The sequence below is a fragment of the Paenibacillus sp. 1A_MP2 genome, assembly GCF_052244825.1.
Classification (GTDB): Bacteria; Bacillota; Bacilli; order Paenibacillales; family Paenibacillaceae; genus Paenibacillus; species Paenibacillus vandeheii.
In genome coordinates, this window is record NZ_JBQQCS010000001.1 from 995,199 (window position 1) to 1,009,721 (window position 14,523).

The following is a 14,523-nucleotide window of genomic DNA, read 5'->3' on the forward strand; positions in this document are numbered from 1 at the left end:
TTATATGTACAATTACAATTACCGACGTTTTCAAGCCAAACTCAAACAGCGCGCACCGATTGAATATCGATGCGCACTGGCAGCATAGCTTTTTTCATCTGTCTACTTGACAGGGGTAAGACCACCAAAGTAATAATGGACGGTTTTTTGGTTTCTCTTTGAAAGTAGAAGGTGAACTATATAGCCCATTCCCTGTCATTGCCCGAAGAGTGTTCACGATATTATTTAAGGTATCTAAATCAAGCCTTTTTGTTTTTCCTTCGCACAAATCATATATGAGGTTAGGTCTAACTTTTGCTTCCCTTGCTAGTGCATTTTTTGAGACGCCAGCTTCATCTAAAGTATAGCCTAATCTTATTTTATAGACATAGCAATTCCGCCTTTCACTTTAATCATAATCTAACGTTAAATGTTTCATTATGTCTTTAACTCAAGTGATTTGAACTTGCTTCGATTGTACTCGGCCCCTTTGAACAAGATCGAGAATTGTATATTTCCAAGGATGTGTCCTGAATGAACGCTATATATTTTTTTGTGAATGAAGGTAAATTATGGCTTCAGCATGTACAGAAGGTTGCACATATAGATCATTTTTATATTGATGGAGATAAATGAAATTTCCTATCACCATTGGAGCCATTCTGTACAACCATCGAAAATTGAAGATAATTATCATTATACCAAAAGTAAATTATTTACAAGTAAAATATTGATATTAAATTCAAAAATATAGTATAATTTTATTGAGCTGGCTTAACTTTTGCTTAAAGGCGGTGACCCCTTGAACTCAGTAACCACAATACGTGATTATTTAGAAGACTACTTAAAGAGCAACAATATGACTCTTAGTCGTTTTTCAGAGATATCTGGGATTAACTCTGGAACGTTGAGTGGGACGTTGAAAGGACTTCGTCCAATAGGCATGAAACAGTTGGATCAACTTACTGCGGGTATGGGTCTGTCTGAAGGTTATTTATATGAATTATACATAAATGAATTTTTGGTGCTTATAAGCCCGGATTGGCGACGACTTAGACCCTTTCTGTACCGTTGTGCGGAACTTGGCAAGATAGAGTATATGGAAAAAATTGTTGGTAAAATGATAGATAATCTATCTTACGCCTCCCTGTTGTTCGAGTTGGCCGAGCAGTTATATCATGAAGGGAAGCTGGAGGCATCAAAACCTCTATATCGCTGTGTAGCTGAAAGCGAGAAAATGCAACATTCGGAACGTTTGGCTTTAAGTCAGTATCGCCTGTTCACGATAGGGCTCTCCAATGATCAGATAAATAATCTTTCCCTAGCAACACAATTTGAGTTATTTGTAGATCGTCTTGACGAACCTTATCAGTTTGATGGATTGAACGACTTAATCAATGTATATGCTTCCTTACGTCGATGGGATAGGGTGAAGGGGTATGCTGAACAGTTACAGGTAAAAGCAATAATCCAATATGAGCTAAAGAAAACTAAAAGAGAAGTCGAAACGAAGACCAAAAAGAAGATTGTTTTTTACGTGTTATACTCTTATCTGGCACTCGCTGAGGTTTGTTATCAATATGAAGAATATGAAAAGGCGTTTCAGTATGTTTCTATGTATGCCGATTGTAGCTTGATTAAAGATCCTAGCGAAGAAGAAATGGTTGTTATTCATCAGTTTCGAGAATGGGCAGAGGGAAATTACTATCTGTTTAAAATATTGTCAGGTGAGACAGATGTAATTCAAGACTATTTAAATTACATCTCTAATAGGAAAAAAGAGGTTTTTCCTGCATTGTGTGCAATTGTGACTGCAGCGAACCGCTATGATATGAATATTGATTCAGTTCTTGAAGAGTATGAGCCTTATTTTGTTTATAAGGAACAGAGCAGCCGAAATCGGAAAAATTAATGAACAGTATACGAATGATCAATATGGTATTTTGCTGGCGGGATTAGGAACGTATTATCTAACGCATATGGACTATGATAGAGGTGTTGAATTTATCCGCAGGGGTATGGAATTTGCGATTGAAAATATGAATAAAGATGGTTTGCTTGACTGTTTAGGTCTGTTTGAAGATTTTCAGTACTTTACAACTGGACGTGGGGTTAAGCCAAGTGCAGCAGCGCTTATAGAGAAGATTCAGAGACTATATAATCTGGACAAGTTAAATAAAAAAACATAAATCTAATTAAGAAGTAATCGAACTTGGAGGTTAATAAATTTTTCCTCAAACTACACCCTTTCTTGGCAATGCTCCCTCAAGCAGACTAGATCTAGGCGCCTGCTGTGAAGGGCTTTTTTTTGTGAGGGTGTCTTTTGCCGTGTTCAGGATAATGATGCCCAATTACATTGCCACAAATATTATGACTAAAAGGTGTTGGAGTTCGCCTGATTTCCTACTAATTAGCAGAACGGACTAAAATGTTACAACAGGGAGGGGTGAATATGGATTGTGGTAAACTCAAGTTGCAGATCGAAGCTGCGAGACAAAAGCTTTATCAACTAAAGATGGACTATAATGGATATCTGCTTCATCCTCATGTTATAAAGCAGTCTATGGTCTTGGATGATCTCATTAATCAATACAATCAAGTTAAAATAAAAAAGCCGATGGGTTAATCCAATCGACTTTGGGCGAGAAACTTTGGCGGGTGCTCGCCCCTATATTTTAACATAAGTTCATGGAGCGAAGTACGCTATTACATACATTCTTCTTTTACAGTAATCTTTTCGTTGGTTACAGTTACATACGAGTTGCCAGACAAGTATTCGGTATATCCGCATGCGGTTTCGGTATAGATTTTACCACGGCTGTCCGTGAACTCCAGATAGATGGATGCTTCACCGGAAAGCCGCAACTGCGGAGCGAACTTCATTTTTTCACCGCTGGCTACACCTTTCTTTAAGGTGTGTATAGTACCCTCATTGTTTGTATTGAACGAATCAACGCCGCTGCTCACACGTGCTGTAATATTTGAAAGATCATAGTCGGACTGATTATGAATCGTGATCCTTAAATGTCTGAAGGGGTCCATCGCCTGATAACCCATAGAAATAACTAGTCCAATGAAGAGAATCACTATGGATAGGATGATTATTTTCCATTTTGAAAAGGGACGACGTGTATTCATAATTGATCTGCTCCTCTCTTTCATATAGATATAAACAGACTGAGGTTAGCAAAAGTTGTATAGAAATTTAGCTATGAACGTGGGAAGAGGGGGCCTCAATTATGGACTGCACATTAAAATGCGTGTTATAATAAGGGCAGAAGATGTATAAAATGCAAAGAGAGCCGTGATACCAACACGACTCCCCGCTGCAACAGCCGCTTTTAAGGGCGGTTCGGCTCCGGATTTAGAATGAAAGCCTAAAAATAGACCGCTTCCTTTTGCCGAGGGCGGTCTATTTCCGTTTGTTTGTAAGTATCAAGACAACAAGAGTCGCAAATGAAATCATTAGCGTCATCGCTTGGTGTACTTCCACGGGGCATCACCTCCCTTCCGAGAGGTTAGCCGAGACCGCCCATATTAGCCTTTCTGTTGCTTCAGTGATTATACCATAATCTTCTTTTTGTTGAATAGGATAACAAATGTTAGATAGGGTTGGACAGTGAAGACATCACCATAATTGTATACATATCTATTAATTTGGAGGGATATCCTGATGAAGCTAAACCCAATGAATCAAGAAGAATATGCTAATTTCCGTATTCGTTCGATTAAAGATTTTGCAGAAGAGAAAGTGGAAGCGGGTACTTGGGCTTCGGAAGAGGCGCAGGGACTTGCAGAGGCATCCTACGACAAATATTTGCCTGAAGGGCTGAATACACAGGGTGCTTACCTCTATAATTTGGTGCATGAAGTGGACGGGAATGTGGGTTATATCTGGTTTAACGTTACGGATAACCGCCGTGGCAAGGACGCGTTTTTGCTGGACATTGTGGTCGAAGATGCCTATCGGGGCAAGGGATACGGTACAGAGACGATGGAGGCACTTGAGAGGGAAGCCTTGAGTCTGGGCGTGGATCGCATTGGTCTGCATGTGTTTGGACATAATGTGCGGGCAAGCAGCCTGTATCGCAAGATGGGGTATGAGGTAACCGATCTGACGATGTATAAGGAAATCAAAGGGTAAACCTAAAAACGGATAATCTAAGCCAGACGTATGATCTACGCAAAACGAATCACCCGCAGTAACTGGGGATTTCGGGAAGCGGATGGTGCTCTGGTCGAATTGGCGAAGTTCCTTGATGCCTTGGGGTTTGTCATATATAATGTATAGGATTATCCATACCGAACAAGTAATCAATGAGGAGTTGTCATATACATGGCTTTGAAAGCTGGAATCGTGGGCCTGCCTAACGTTTCAGTAGAGATTCAATAGCCACGCCAAGCTATGCTCAACTCTTCACTATTGCTTATTGTAATGGTGTCTATCAGTTTACGTATCTCTTGCTTGGCCTTTAATCGATCTCCTGAAATAATATCCTTCAATGACTTGTTCGCTCTAACTTGTAATTCCGCTTCGTCTTTCTTCTGCTTGTCTCCTGTTGACTCACTCAATAGCTGCGTTAAAATCTCTCTTTCAGACTTCGCTTTTTCAGAAGCCAATTTTAAATCATGAGCAGAAATCAAATCCTCATTGTAAGCATCTAACTGTTTTTGCATCTTCTTATCGATTTTTTCTAGTTTAGCTTTGATTTGAGCAATGTCGTCTTTTGGGTTACTAGGTCTCGAAACTATTAGCTTAAGTTTGCCTGTGCCCTTGCTGGCTAATTCTTCGATTCTCTTCATCACCAATTCTTCTATTTCGTCACGTCTCACAAAATGATGGAAGCATGTGGCCTTTTTTAAATACCCGTCACACAGGTACTGATAATGTAAATTTTCACGATTGAGCTTTTTAGAAAAGCTTCGATTCATTTTGCCATTCATTTTTGAGCCACAATGTTTGCAGACTAACAATCCAGATAGCAAATAAGTTTCATTGCTAATATGTCTTCCAACTGTCTTGCGGCCCACAAATATAGTTTGAATTTTCTCGAAAACCTTAATATCAAGAATCGGATCGTGATGATCTTTAACTGTTATCCATTCTGAAGGGTCGCGGGTAATTGTTTTCGAATCCTTTTTGTATGTTTTGTTGTAAACAAATGAACCAACTAAAGTTTCTCTTTGAAGAAGCTCCCTCACAATTTTATCATGCCACTGATTTCCTTCTTTTGTTTTAATTCCTCGTGCGTTCAGTCGTTTGGCGATTTCACGAGGTCCTTTCCCATCAATTGCCCACTGGGCCATTTCTTTAACAATTAAAGACTCCTCTAAATTAATCACCATCTGCTTGTCAATAACACTATATCCAAAACAAGGTCTGGAAACGACTCTCTTTGAATTATTTACTATTGATGTCATATTATCACGCACACGTTCAGAAATACGCTCTCTTTCAAATTCAGCTACCATACCAAGCATTTGCAAGACTAACCTGCCAGCAGGGGTTGAGGTATCAAAACCCTCAGTGGCGGAAACGTAGTTATAACTGTATTTATTGAAATATTCATTTAAGTTAAGGATATCAACTAGTTTACGTGACAATCGATCTAATTTAGTCGTTATGACTATGCCGGGACCAGGCTCGGTTTTTACCCTTTGAAGCATTTCGGTTAGATGCGGACGGTTTAAGTTTTTAGCACTATATCCGTCTTCAATAAAGAAAATAGGATCATCCCAGCCCATAGCTCGACAATATGCAGACATTCGTTCTTTTTGCTCGGTCAGAGAGTTTCCTTTATCGGCTTGTTCATCTGTACTCACTCTTAGATAGGCAAAGACTTTCAAATGAAAAAACCTCCTCTATGCTAATTCCTTAACAGGCTTGAAATGCCCCATATAAACACCACAAACTTTAAATTCACCTGGGCTTAATTCCATCGTCGAATAATTCTTGTTTTCTGGATGTAATTGCATCAACGGTGACCCTTCTGTCCATTTTAGTCTTTTGAGCGTGCCATCTTCCTGATCGTTTATAATTGCTGCAACAATTTGACCATTAAAATCTGCCCATGATGCAGAACGCATGTATACAATATCGCCGTCTTCTATCCCAACTTCACACATGCTATCCCCTTTGACGCGAAGTGCAAAATCAGGTTGAGATTTATTCATAAACGGATATTGAACATAGTTCTCAATATTTTGTTGAGCTAAAAGCCCTTCACCTGCACATATAGTCCCAATGAGTGGCACTCCATCAGGGATGTAACCTCCGTTATCTACAGTAGTGAGAGAACCTGAAATATCTTTCGCTTGTACACCAAGCGCCTCAGCTACAGTTTGGATAATGCTAGGTGTCATCAATGTTTTGGCGTTTATGTAATCGGATATTGCACTGGTTGAGAGTCCCGTAAGGTCACTGAGTTGCTTTTGATTCTTTTTCTTTTTTATAAGTATTGATTTTAAATTCGCTGCGATTTCGCGCATTATCTCACGTTCCACTTCAGTTATTCGCTTTCTAGACACATTCATTCTCCTTTGTGAGCGGATTTATATCCGTATTATACGGATTTTATTATATGTTGTAAACAAAAGAATCCGGTTTTTCCGGTTGACAGTCCGGGAATCTCGGATTAAACTGTAAACACAGGAGGTGAAGACACCCGATGCCATTCAAGATCACGTTACGTGCAGCACGTGTCAACAGTGGAATGACAATGCAGGCCGTAGCCAATGCCATCAACAAAAACGTTGATACAATAAGCAAATATGAGTTGGATTCATCAAATATACCTCATGATCTTATGGTTGCGTTGCTGGAATTGTATAATGTGCCTTTTATGCATATTTTTTTCGGTAAAGAATCCGAGTTTCTCGGCCGTCGCAGGCGTAAGAATGATGAATCCGTCTCTTGAAAATCCGAAAGGAGGTGTAACCATGAAGACAGCTTCGAAGTTAAGGATCGTTTCTGAGTCAGTTTTGGGAGAAAACGGCGAGAAGTTGACCGTATCTCCCGAAGTACTACCTTCGTTAACTAATAACTGCAAACTTGCGATCACATCTTTGGCAACAGGGCAAGAATTCAAACTAATCCAAGGCACTGCGTAAAGGAGGAATCGCCATGCAATTATCAAACGTCATCGTTCCTTTGGAACAAAAAATGGTTGAGTTTAACGGGTCAGAGATTTTGGGAGTAAAAGCGTCTGATGGGAAAGTATACGTCGGAGCCCGCTGGGTTTGTGACGGGATTGGTTTGAGGGAAGGACAAAGAAACAATCAGTTAAGTAAGATACAGTCTGACCTTGTATTAAAACAGGGGGTACGAAAATTCATACTCCCAACTAATAGTGGAGACCAGGAGGTCACTGTTGTAGAAATTGATTTCCTTCCGTTATGGATAGCCAAAATCAGCCCAAACACTGTGGAGGGTGAAGTTCAAGGGAATCTAATTAACTACCAATTAAAAGCAAAGGATGTACTCGCAGCAGCCTTTCTACCTCCAACCTTTAATTTAGATTCACTGAGTCCTGAAATGAAAGCCGCTTTTCTTCTCGATGTAAAGGTCCAGAAGTTGGACACCAGAATAGAACATTTGGAGAACAACACAACAATTGATCACGGACAACTGTTAACGCTTCAAACGGCTGCCAACAAAGTTGTTACTGACTTACTTGGCGGAAGAGATACAGGAGCCTATCAAAACAATGGCTTGCGGAGCAGAGTTTACAAAGCACTCTGGAGGGATTACAAAGGTTACTTCAACATTAACTCCTATCACAACACACTCATAAAGAGCTTTGACAGAGCTTTGGAACACATTGAATCTTGGAAGCTCCCTGGTCAGCTACAACGCGAAATTGAAGAAAGCAATCGCCAGATGGCATTTTAAGAAAGGGTGAACAGGATGAACGAAGTGATAACAGAAAACACCGTTTCGTGGATTTTCCCCGGAGCGGTATCGCTCCAATCGTTACAACATTATCGCAAGACGTTGGAAAAAGATTTCTCCAATGCCGAGTATGATTATCCTGAAATTTACGGCATGCAAGCGAATACCATCATGAAGATGGATTGGCCGAACGAAAACAAATTTCAATACATTCAGGTCTTGGATGATGTGTATACAGAATTTATGGATAAGGCGGGACGCTTATGACAGATCAACGATTGCAGGAGCGTATTGAGATTCGTCAACGGATTATTGAGTTGGAACGGATGAAGGCGAAAGCACAGCCTGGTACGGGAGATTGGTTCGATGAAGACATTGAATACTTGAATTTCACATTATGGCTCCGGGAGGGACAAGCATGAACCAGAATACAAAGGATCGCCAACGTCGGGCTTTGAGAGCGCAAATGCTTCAGGCACGCACTAATATGCTTAAAACGGATGATGTTGAAAAGCTGGCGGACTATCGGTTGAAAATACTTCGGCTTGAAAAGCTATTAAAGCGAGTAGAAAGTCCTGTTGATGATCGGGAGTATACAACTCAAGGCATGACAGTAGGCCATTGCATGAATTGTGAGGTTTCAATATCACGGTATAGCATTTTGAAAGTGGAGGATAACGGATCAATGTTTTGTAGCGATGGATGCCGGGTGCATTATGACGAGCTTTGTGGGCATAAAAAAGCGGCTGCGTCTCGCGAACGCAACCGCCATTCAAACCACTTTTTCAATTCAATTAATGTAATTTTACCAAATACTCAGCGGCAAATCAAGTTGGGTTAAGGGAGGCGCAGTACATGACAGATTTCAGGCCATACCCTAAATCACAACAGGTAAAGAGTAAACGGGTAAAGCCGACACAGCGGCAAAAGGGAGATATAAGCCATCCAGTAGATGTCCTACTGAAAGAACGTTCTCAGGGAGTGTGTGAAGCGTGTGGTAAGGCTCGAGCAATTGATCGTGCTCATCTTACTGGACGTACTCATATTGACCACAGAACGCAAGTTTATGACTTGGCGCACCTTTGCAAAGAGTGCCACAAGATGTTCGACGGAACTGTCGAAGGCATTAGAATGCGGCGTCTATTGACGAATATAATCAATCACGCCTTGGAACTTCCGGGAAATTCCCGGAACTCCAAGGATACGAACGGAAGTGTTTTTGATGGCTGAACGAAGAATGCTTTCAAAAATTATATCGGTTAGCGAAAAAGTAAATAAGCTACCGGACATTTTTGATATGTTGCTTTTTACTTGGATGATTCCGCATGCAGATGACTTTGGTCGACTCGCTGGCTCACCATTTAAAGTGAAGAATTTGGTTGTACCAAGTATCAGGAGAATAGAAGAGGCTGATATTGAGGTTTCACTCGGACATTTGCAGGCGGCAGGCCTGATCTACTGGTATACAGCCGACAAAGACAAGGTGGTCCAAATAGTGAATTTCGAGGAACATCAGCAGGGTTTGCACAAGAGAACCAAGTCGAAATTCCCTGATCCACCTATCAATGATTCCGAGGCATTCCCGGAAGTTCCCGGAAAGTCTGAGGAAGTCCCTAAAATTCCCTCTGAACTGAATAGAACTGAACTGAATGGAACTGAACTGAATGGAACTGAAGAGAACAGAACCGAAGGGAATGGAAAAGAACAACAACATATAGCGAAAATCCTTCCTGATGATCCACTCTTCAGACCTCTTGGAACCGAAATAGATAGTAGTAGTTGTAGTAAACCTGATATTAATCTTTTTGATATTTTTGAAAGAGAAGGATTCGGGACAATTAGCCCGTTTACTTCTGACAAGATTCAAACATTGGAAAAAGATTATGGAGCACGATGGGTGCAAGAAGCTATGAAAATAGCGGCATTGAATGGGAAAAGAAAGCTTGTATACGTCGATGGTATCTTAATTAACTGGAAAGCTGATGGAATAGATGAACCGTGGACTAAAGAAGCTCCACCAGGCAACGGCGGGAACAAGTCGAAGGGTCGCAACGGTAAGCCGATCATAGATGTGGTTCAGCCTGAAACTGATCCTGACAAATCTGAATTATCAGATGAAGAATATGAACAAATGATGCGGTTTGCACAACAAATGCAAGCAAGTAAACAACAACAGGAGGTGCCACATTGACACTCCAAGGAAATAGAGGCATGGGATTTGAAGCAATCATAACTTTCTCTAATGAACGATATGACAAATTAGGACTGGCCGTAGTAAACAAACGGCCTACTCCGGTCAAAGTGGTAAAGGTCGCCGGAAGCACAGTCATTGAAGGGTATTACGAAGAACCATCAACGGTTGACTATGACGGGATTATCAAAACGGGTCGAGGAATTGCTTTTGAGGCAAAGTCGATAGCGAGCCTGGACCGGTTCCAACTCAAGAACCTTAAAGACCATCAAGTAGAGTATTTGTTGAAAGCTCACAAGATGAACGGAATATCATTCTTGCTGGTGGAGTTCCGTAAGCAGCATAAGACATATTTACTGCCGTATACGGTCCTCCGGTTCTTCTGGGATGCTTACAAACGGAAACAGGGTTCCAGTATTCACATCTCGGACTTCGACATTCACGCCTACGAGGTTCCAGACAGAGGGTACCCGTAGATTACCTTTGGGCAGTAGAACGTCACTGGCAGGCGTCTGGGTCATGATTATCGCCTGTTATGTATGTTCGTCGGATATGAAGGAGATACAGACGGATTTGTTCCGCTGCCCATTCTGTGGATTCGAGGCAAAGCAAATGTCCATATCGCAGGAAATTACTCAGGCTGATATTGAAGCAGCTGCCAAGAACGATATAAGCAAGTGGCAACTGATAGAACGGGTGAAACGGTATAACTGGGCGATTGAAGAAGCGGTGACGGATCCGGTACGAAAACATGAAAAGCATGGGAAATGGCCGGAGATAGCCAAGGCGAATGGCATACCAAAGGCGACCTACTATGCCAGATATAAGAACGGCTGGGATCATGAAAGAGCTGCAACCGAGAAGGTTGATAAAAAGAAAACGCCATATAGCAAGAGGGGTGTTACGACATGAGAAAAGAATCGGGCTGGTTGAGAGTAAAGGAAACGGCAAAAATCAACGGGATATCTTACAGCACTTATGTATATCGCATCTACAGCGGTCAAACACCTGAAGAAGCTGCATCGATCCAGACCAAGGAAATAGAGAGAAAACCAAAAACAATCCCTCCAGTACGTGAGGAGTACAAGTATAATGTCCCGGTTCCTAAAACCAGGGTAGAAGCATTGCAGCAAATAGACAAAATCATTGGGTCCGAATGTGATCCGTGTGAAATCAGAATTGCAATGACTCTTCGTAACAAAAATAACTCATCACCGCTGGAGAAAATTTGTAACGTCCAATGTCCTGTCGGGAAGCAGATACAGGATCTGAGTGAATATCTGCAAGTAGCTCCTAGAAAATCAGTCAAGGGGGGATGGACATGAATTACGAACATCGCGTTATTACTCCAAGGCAGTATGAAGTTGCGGCAGCGAATGGAATCCGAAACCGAGTTTTAGAGGATAGAGTCAGAAAACTTGGATGGTCCATGAAAGATGCAATCAGTAAGCGGCCAGGGAAAAATGTTAAACACGGAGATTGGCCGGATCGCGCGGAAGCGAATGGAGTCACCCGAGGCAGTTATTACAGACGAACCAGTCAAGGATGGTCACCCGAAAAAGCAGCTACGACTCCACTCAGGAATATGGTGGATAAACACGGGAAGCCAAAGCCGACATGGGAAGATGTGAAAGAACGTGCTGCGCGTAACAACGTGTCATACAGCACATTTATGCAAAGGTTGTCTGAAGGGGAGACGCCAGAAGAGGCGGTAACCAGACCGCCATTAACTCGCCGGGAGAACATGAAACGTCAGTTGGAAACAGGTCAAATTAAATACGGAGTTAGGGGATAGGGAGGGGATAGGCAACATGATAAAGATCCTCGAACTGTTTGGAGGCATTGGGGCGCCGCGTAAGGCGCTGATCAATCTTGGGATCGAGCATAAAGCGATTGACTATGTGGAGATTGATGAAAAGGCCGTACGCAGCTACAACGCGATGTATGACCGATTGCATAAGCCACAGTCTGTGGTCGGTTGGAACCTGCGGCCGGACATCCTGGTGCACGGTAGCCCATGCCAAGACTTTTCAAGGTCAGGTAAAAGATTAGGCGGTAAGGATGAGGACAAAACACGGTCATCGTTAATGTGGGAGACGCTACGAATAATCGGAAACATGGGTGAGTGGATGCCGAAAGTGGTTATCTGGGAAAACGTGAAAGGCGTACTGGACAAAGACATGATCAACAGCTTCAACAAGTATCTGCATCGGATGAACGAGCTCGGTTATGTCAACAGTTTTGAGGTTCTGAACGCTATGGACTTCGGCATACCTCAAGGCAGAGATCGGGTCTTCACTATCAGCATAATGGACGGTGCGCCTTTTGACTTTGGACGGCTGAAGAAAAGAGCCATGAGGCACATTAACGAATTTTTAGAACCAAACGTGACCGGAGAACAGTACCAGGTAAATATCCCGTCCATGTTAAGCCGGATCGAAGAATTCAATCCTGCAGTACGCGGAAAATATCGGCCATTGGATGTCATTGAGGATAGATGCTGGACCATATCCACAAGGCAAGACCGTTGCCCAAATGCAGGCATTATCAAGCAGGACAACGGGACATACAGATATCTGACAGAGCGCGAGTGCTGGAGGCTCATGGGCTTCTCTGATGAGGACTTTGACCAAGCGGCGGCCGAGTTCCCTTCTACTGCAGGAAAGCGAAATGCCACACTGTATAAGCTTGCCGGAAACTCAATTGTTGTGCAGGTGCTTGAAGCAATATTTGAGGCAGTATTGATACCAAGCGAGAAAGAAAGTCACTTTAACTCTACAACTGACGGACAGCTTCAGCTGATCATATAGCACCACATATCACAGAGGCCATAGGCCCACCAAAGGAGAGATAACACATGGCATGGATCAGTGTGAATGATAAATTACCAGAAACTTGTCAGAGAGTAATAGCCAGATTTGAAACGACTTACAAGGACAAACAAATTCCTCATGTAACTATTGCTGATTACATTGCTCCGCGCAGCGTACTGGAATCTGATTACATGGACGAAGACTTTGCTGGCGAAGGTGACTATGACGAAGAAAAGGATTGCTTCTGGACAGTATCTGGATGGTACGAGAGTAGCTATGAAGCGGATGTAAACTGGCGTTTAAGCCATGAAGTCACACATTGGATGCCACTACCGAGCATGAATATAGAGGTCTGAGGTCTCCGGGCCTCTTTCCCAGGGAGGGATATACAGATGATCAGGACAATTGAGACGGTTGGAAGATTCGTCATTCAGGACAGGAAGACGGGGCAGTATCTGCAGTACGATGGCACGGAGCAGGATCACCCGTATAACGATGTTGATACCACGGACGAAGCAACGGTATGGCAGACGCTTGAACACGTTTCATACGTGCTCTGGTGGTTTGTGGACATGGGTGGAGATTATCGGATCGTCAATCTTGGCACAAAGCAGAAATATGTGAAAGACAAAAAGCGCGGAATAGCGCATGTGTTGAGAGAGGAAGAACAGTCATGAGTGATGCAGATAAAGGATTGCATAACAAATATATGGTGATCAACCGTGAGACGGGTGAAGAGGCAGAAGGTGATTATTTTATTCTCAAGCCCGGAACGGACAGGGCGGCGCGTATGGCCCTCCTCGAATATGCCGCTAATACGGAAAACACGTTACTGGCAGTAGATTTATACGTTTGGGTCAAAAGATTGGAGGAACAAGGACATGAGTAAGCAGGAAGAAATCAAACAAGCGTTGGCGGCAGCTACCGTTACACCTGATTCGTGGATGGTATGGGACAAAGAAGAAGGATTGGTTTGCATTGATGAATATAGCGAGGCATTGAAGCAGTACGAGGAACAGCTTGAAGCGACAAAGGAGTTAGTGTCGTCCTATGGCGTAGAAGATGGAGAACGCGTGGTGTTGTCTAGGATTGAGAAACAAGCTTACATCACTCTTTATTCAATCGACGAACACTCTGATTTAGTTGCTGAATGGACTGAGTATGAACGGAAAAACACCGAAAATACAGAGTTGGAGAGGCTCCGCAAGAAGCTTCAAGAGGTACACACGTATCGCAAGAGCATGGTTAAGTTGATGAAAGATGTGACGGACATCCTTTCTATGAGCAACCCAGCTTCTCAGGATGTAGCACTGGAGCGCATCTATAGATGGTTGGAAGAGAATAAGCCGGTGGGTCAGGAAGGAGAGGGGAACCATGAACAGGAGGCATTACCTAAAAATATTACCTGAATACTTTCACGCAGTTATACAAGGTTCCAAACCATTTGAGGTTCGTAAGAACGATCGTGATTATCAGGTGGGTGATTTGCTAGAGCTGGAAGAATGGACGCCAGAGACGCAGTATACAGGCAATAGGACGTCCGTTGGAGTCACCTATATATTGAATGACCCTGAGTATGTAAAGCCCGGATACGTGATTATGGGCTTGGATTTAGCGCCATAAAATGCGGGGCCTGTGGGCCTCTCCCT

General features: G+C 42.5%; 27 protein-coding genes. 22 read left to right on the forward strand and 5 right to left on the reverse strand.

Going from position 1 to position 14,523, the window contains the following annotated elements; genetic code table 11:
- The first annotated feature begins 4 nt into the window (after positions 1 to 4).
- On the forward strand, positions 5 to 88 hold the full coding sequence (locus ACTWJ7_RS04885) for a hypothetical protein (protein ID WP_367620546.1): 84 nt from the start codon (positions 5 to 7) through the stop codon (positions 86 to 88).
- Positions 89 to 94: 6 nt separating this feature from the next.
- Here ACTWJ7_RS04885 and ACTWJ7_RS04890 read toward each other — a convergent pair whose 3' ends face one another.
- On the reverse strand, positions 95 to 358 hold the full coding sequence (locus ACTWJ7_RS04890) for a helix-turn-helix domain-containing protein (RefSeq protein WP_301880634.1): 264 nt from the start codon (positions 356 to 358) through the stop codon (positions 95 to 97).
- A 423-nt stretch (positions 359 to 781) separates the two neighbouring features.
- On the opposite strand from ACTWJ7_RS04890, the gene ACTWJ7_RS04895 reads away from it, so the two are divergent.
- The 3 genes from ACTWJ7_RS04895 (at position 782) to ACTWJ7_RS04905 (ending at position 2,605) form a co-directional block, all read left to right on the forward strand.
- Positions 782 to 1,891, forward strand: coding sequence for a transcriptional regulator (locus tag ACTWJ7_RS04895; RefSeq protein WP_443145171.1), 1,110 nt, complete (start codon positions 782 to 784; stop codon positions 1,889 to 1,891).
- On the forward strand, positions 1,851 to 2,168 hold the full coding sequence (locus tag ACTWJ7_RS04900) for a hypothetical protein (protein WP_443145172.1): 318 nt from the start codon (positions 1,851 to 1,853) through the stop codon (positions 2,166 to 2,168). The genes ACTWJ7_RS04895 and ACTWJ7_RS04900 overlap by 41 nt, the downstream gene beginning before the upstream one ends.
- A 263-nt stretch (positions 2,169 to 2,431) precedes the next feature.
- Positions 2,432 to 2,605 carry an aspartyl-phosphate phosphatase Spo0E family protein gene (locus ACTWJ7_RS04905; RefSeq protein WP_094938876.1) on the forward strand — a complete coding sequence of 58 codons (174 nt, stop codon included), beginning with the start codon at positions 2,432 to 2,434 and terminating at the stop codon, positions 2,603 to 2,605.
- 80 nt (positions 2,606 to 2,685) lie between these two features.
- Here ACTWJ7_RS04905 and ACTWJ7_RS04910 read toward each other — a convergent pair whose 3' ends face one another.
- Together ACTWJ7_RS04910 and ACTWJ7_RS04915 are read right to left on the reverse strand one after the other, a co-directional pair.
- Positions 2,686 to 3,117 carry a hypothetical protein gene (locus ACTWJ7_RS04910; RefSeq protein WP_079350313.1) on the reverse strand — a complete coding sequence of 144 codons (432 nt, stop codon included), beginning with the start codon at positions 3,115 to 3,117 and terminating at the stop codon, positions 2,686 to 2,688.
- A gap of 274 nt (positions 3,118 to 3,391) precedes the next feature.
- Complete coding sequence (locus ACTWJ7_RS04915) at positions 3,392 to 3,472, reverse strand: putative holin-like toxin (protein WP_367620545.1); 81 nt, start codon at positions 3,470 to 3,472, stop codon at positions 3,392 to 3,394.
- 180 nt (positions 3,473 to 3,652) lie between these two features.
- Here ACTWJ7_RS04915 and ACTWJ7_RS04920 point away from each other — a divergent pair, with 180 nt between their 5' ends.
- On the forward strand, positions 3,653 to 4,123 hold the full coding sequence (locus tag ACTWJ7_RS04920) for a GNAT family N-acetyltransferase (protein WP_079350314.1): 471 nt from the start codon (positions 3,653 to 3,655) through the stop codon (positions 4,121 to 4,123).
- A 242-nt stretch (positions 4,124 to 4,365) separates the two neighbouring features.
- On the opposite strand, the gene ACTWJ7_RS04925 is transcribed toward ACTWJ7_RS04920, so the two are convergent.
- A complete protein-coding gene (locus tag ACTWJ7_RS04925) occupies positions 4,366 to 5,826 on the reverse strand; it encodes a recombinase family protein (RefSeq protein WP_301880229.1) in 1,461 nt (486 codons plus the stop codon).
- A 15-nt stretch (positions 5,827 to 5,841) separates the two neighbouring features.
- Complete coding sequence (locus ACTWJ7_RS04930; protein ID WP_301880228.1) at positions 5,842 to 6,507, reverse strand: LexA family protein; 666 nt, start codon at positions 6,505 to 6,507, stop codon at positions 5,842 to 5,844.
- Positions 6,508 to 6,647: 140 nt separating this feature from the next.
- Between ACTWJ7_RS04930 and ACTWJ7_RS04935 the strand changes: the two genes are divergently transcribed.
- The 17 genes from ACTWJ7_RS04935 (at position 6,648) to ACTWJ7_RS05015 (ending at position 14,497) form a co-directional block, all read left to right on the forward strand.
- Positions 6,648 to 6,896, forward strand: coding sequence for a helix-turn-helix domain-containing protein (locus ACTWJ7_RS04935; RefSeq protein ID WP_301880227.1), 249 nt, complete (start codon positions 6,648 to 6,650; stop codon positions 6,894 to 6,896).
- A 22-nt stretch (positions 6,897 to 6,918) separates the two neighbouring features.
- On the forward strand, positions 6,919 to 7,089 hold the full coding sequence (locus ACTWJ7_RS04940) for a hypothetical protein (RefSeq protein WP_301880226.1): 171 nt from the start codon (positions 6,919 to 6,921) through the stop codon (positions 7,087 to 7,089).
- A gap of 13 nt (positions 7,090 to 7,102) precedes the next feature.
- Positions 7,103 to 7,870, forward strand: a complete 768-nt coding sequence (locus tag ACTWJ7_RS04945) for an ORF6C domain-containing protein (RefSeq protein ID WP_301880225.1) — start codon at positions 7,103 to 7,105, stop codon at positions 7,868 to 7,870.
- Positions 7,871 to 7,885: 15 nt separating this feature from the next.
- Positions 7,886 to 8,137 carry a hypothetical protein gene (locus ACTWJ7_RS04950; protein ID WP_301880223.1) on the forward strand — a complete coding sequence of 84 codons (252 nt, stop codon included), beginning with the start codon at positions 7,886 to 7,888 and terminating at the stop codon, positions 8,135 to 8,137.
- Complete coding sequence (locus tag ACTWJ7_RS04955; protein ID WP_180287166.1) at positions 8,134 to 8,292, forward strand: hypothetical protein; 159 nt, start codon at positions 8,134 to 8,136, stop codon at positions 8,290 to 8,292. Before ACTWJ7_RS04950 ends, ACTWJ7_RS04955 begins: the two co-directional genes overlap by 4 nt.
- The gene (locus ACTWJ7_RS04960; protein ID WP_301880218.1) at positions 8,289 to 8,711 is read left to right on the forward strand and encodes a hypothetical protein; all 423 of its coding nucleotides are present in this window, start codon (positions 8,289 to 8,291) and stop codon (positions 8,709 to 8,711) included. Before ACTWJ7_RS04955 ends, ACTWJ7_RS04960 begins: the two co-directional genes overlap by 4 nt.
- 381 nt (positions 8,712 to 9,092) lie before the next feature.
- On the forward strand, positions 9,093 to 10,061 hold the full coding sequence (locus tag ACTWJ7_RS04965; protein ID WP_301880214.1) for a DnaD domain-containing protein: 969 nt from the start codon (positions 9,093 to 9,095) through the stop codon (positions 10,059 to 10,061).
- On the forward strand, positions 10,058 to 10,537 hold the full coding sequence (locus ACTWJ7_RS04970; RefSeq protein WP_443145173.1) for a Holliday junction resolvase RecU: 480 nt from the start codon (positions 10,058 to 10,060) through the stop codon (positions 10,535 to 10,537). Before ACTWJ7_RS04965 ends, ACTWJ7_RS04970 begins: the two co-directional genes overlap by 4 nt.
- 7 nt (positions 10,538 to 10,544) lie before the next feature.
- Positions 10,545 to 10,973, forward strand: coding sequence for a hypothetical protein (locus ACTWJ7_RS04975; protein WP_301880648.1), 429 nt, complete (start codon positions 10,545 to 10,547; stop codon positions 10,971 to 10,973).
- Positions 10,970 to 11,386: a zinc-finger domain-containing protein gene (locus ACTWJ7_RS04980; RefSeq protein WP_301880209.1), complete on the forward strand. Its 417-nt coding sequence runs from the start codon at positions 10,970 to 10,972 to the stop codon at positions 11,384 to 11,386. Before ACTWJ7_RS04975 ends, ACTWJ7_RS04980 begins: the two co-directional genes overlap by 4 nt.
- On the forward strand, positions 11,383 to 11,856 hold the full coding sequence (locus tag ACTWJ7_RS04985; protein ID WP_301880208.1) for a hypothetical protein: 474 nt from the start codon (positions 11,383 to 11,385) through the stop codon (positions 11,854 to 11,856). Before ACTWJ7_RS04980 ends, ACTWJ7_RS04985 begins: the two co-directional genes overlap by 4 nt.
- 16 nt (positions 11,857 to 11,872) lie before the next feature.
- The gene (locus ACTWJ7_RS04990; protein WP_301880207.1) at positions 11,873 to 12,871 is read left to right on the forward strand and encodes a DNA cytosine methyltransferase; all 999 of its coding nucleotides are present in this window, start codon (positions 11,873 to 11,875) and stop codon (positions 12,869 to 12,871) included.
- A gap of 47 nt (positions 12,872 to 12,918) precedes the next feature.
- Entirely contained in the window at positions 12,919 to 13,230 is a 312-nt protein-coding gene (locus ACTWJ7_RS04995) for a DUF551 domain-containing protein (protein WP_301880206.1), read from the forward strand.
- A 36-nt stretch (positions 13,231 to 13,266) separates the two neighbouring features.
- Positions 13,267 to 13,551 (forward strand): hypothetical protein, encoded by a 285-nt coding sequence (locus ACTWJ7_RS05000; protein WP_301880203.1) that lies wholly within the window; start codon positions 13,267 to 13,269, stop codon positions 13,549 to 13,551.
- Positions 13,548 to 13,763 (forward strand): hypothetical protein, encoded by a 216-nt coding sequence (locus ACTWJ7_RS05005; protein ID WP_301880200.1) that lies wholly within the window; start codon positions 13,548 to 13,550, stop codon positions 13,761 to 13,763. Before ACTWJ7_RS05000 ends, ACTWJ7_RS05005 begins: the two co-directional genes overlap by 4 nt.
- Positions 13,756 to 14,283 (forward strand): hypothetical protein, encoded by a 528-nt coding sequence (locus ACTWJ7_RS05010; RefSeq protein WP_301880198.1) that lies wholly within the window; start codon positions 13,756 to 13,758, stop codon positions 14,281 to 14,283. The genes ACTWJ7_RS05005 and ACTWJ7_RS05010 overlap by 8 nt, the downstream gene beginning before the upstream one ends.
- A complete protein-coding gene (locus ACTWJ7_RS05015; RefSeq protein WP_301880197.1) occupies positions 14,249 to 14,497 on the forward strand; it encodes an ASCH/PUA domain-containing protein in 249 nt (82 codons plus the stop codon). The genes ACTWJ7_RS05010 and ACTWJ7_RS05015 overlap by 35 nt, the downstream gene beginning before the upstream one ends.
- Positions 14,498 to 14,523: the final 26 nt, after the last annotated feature.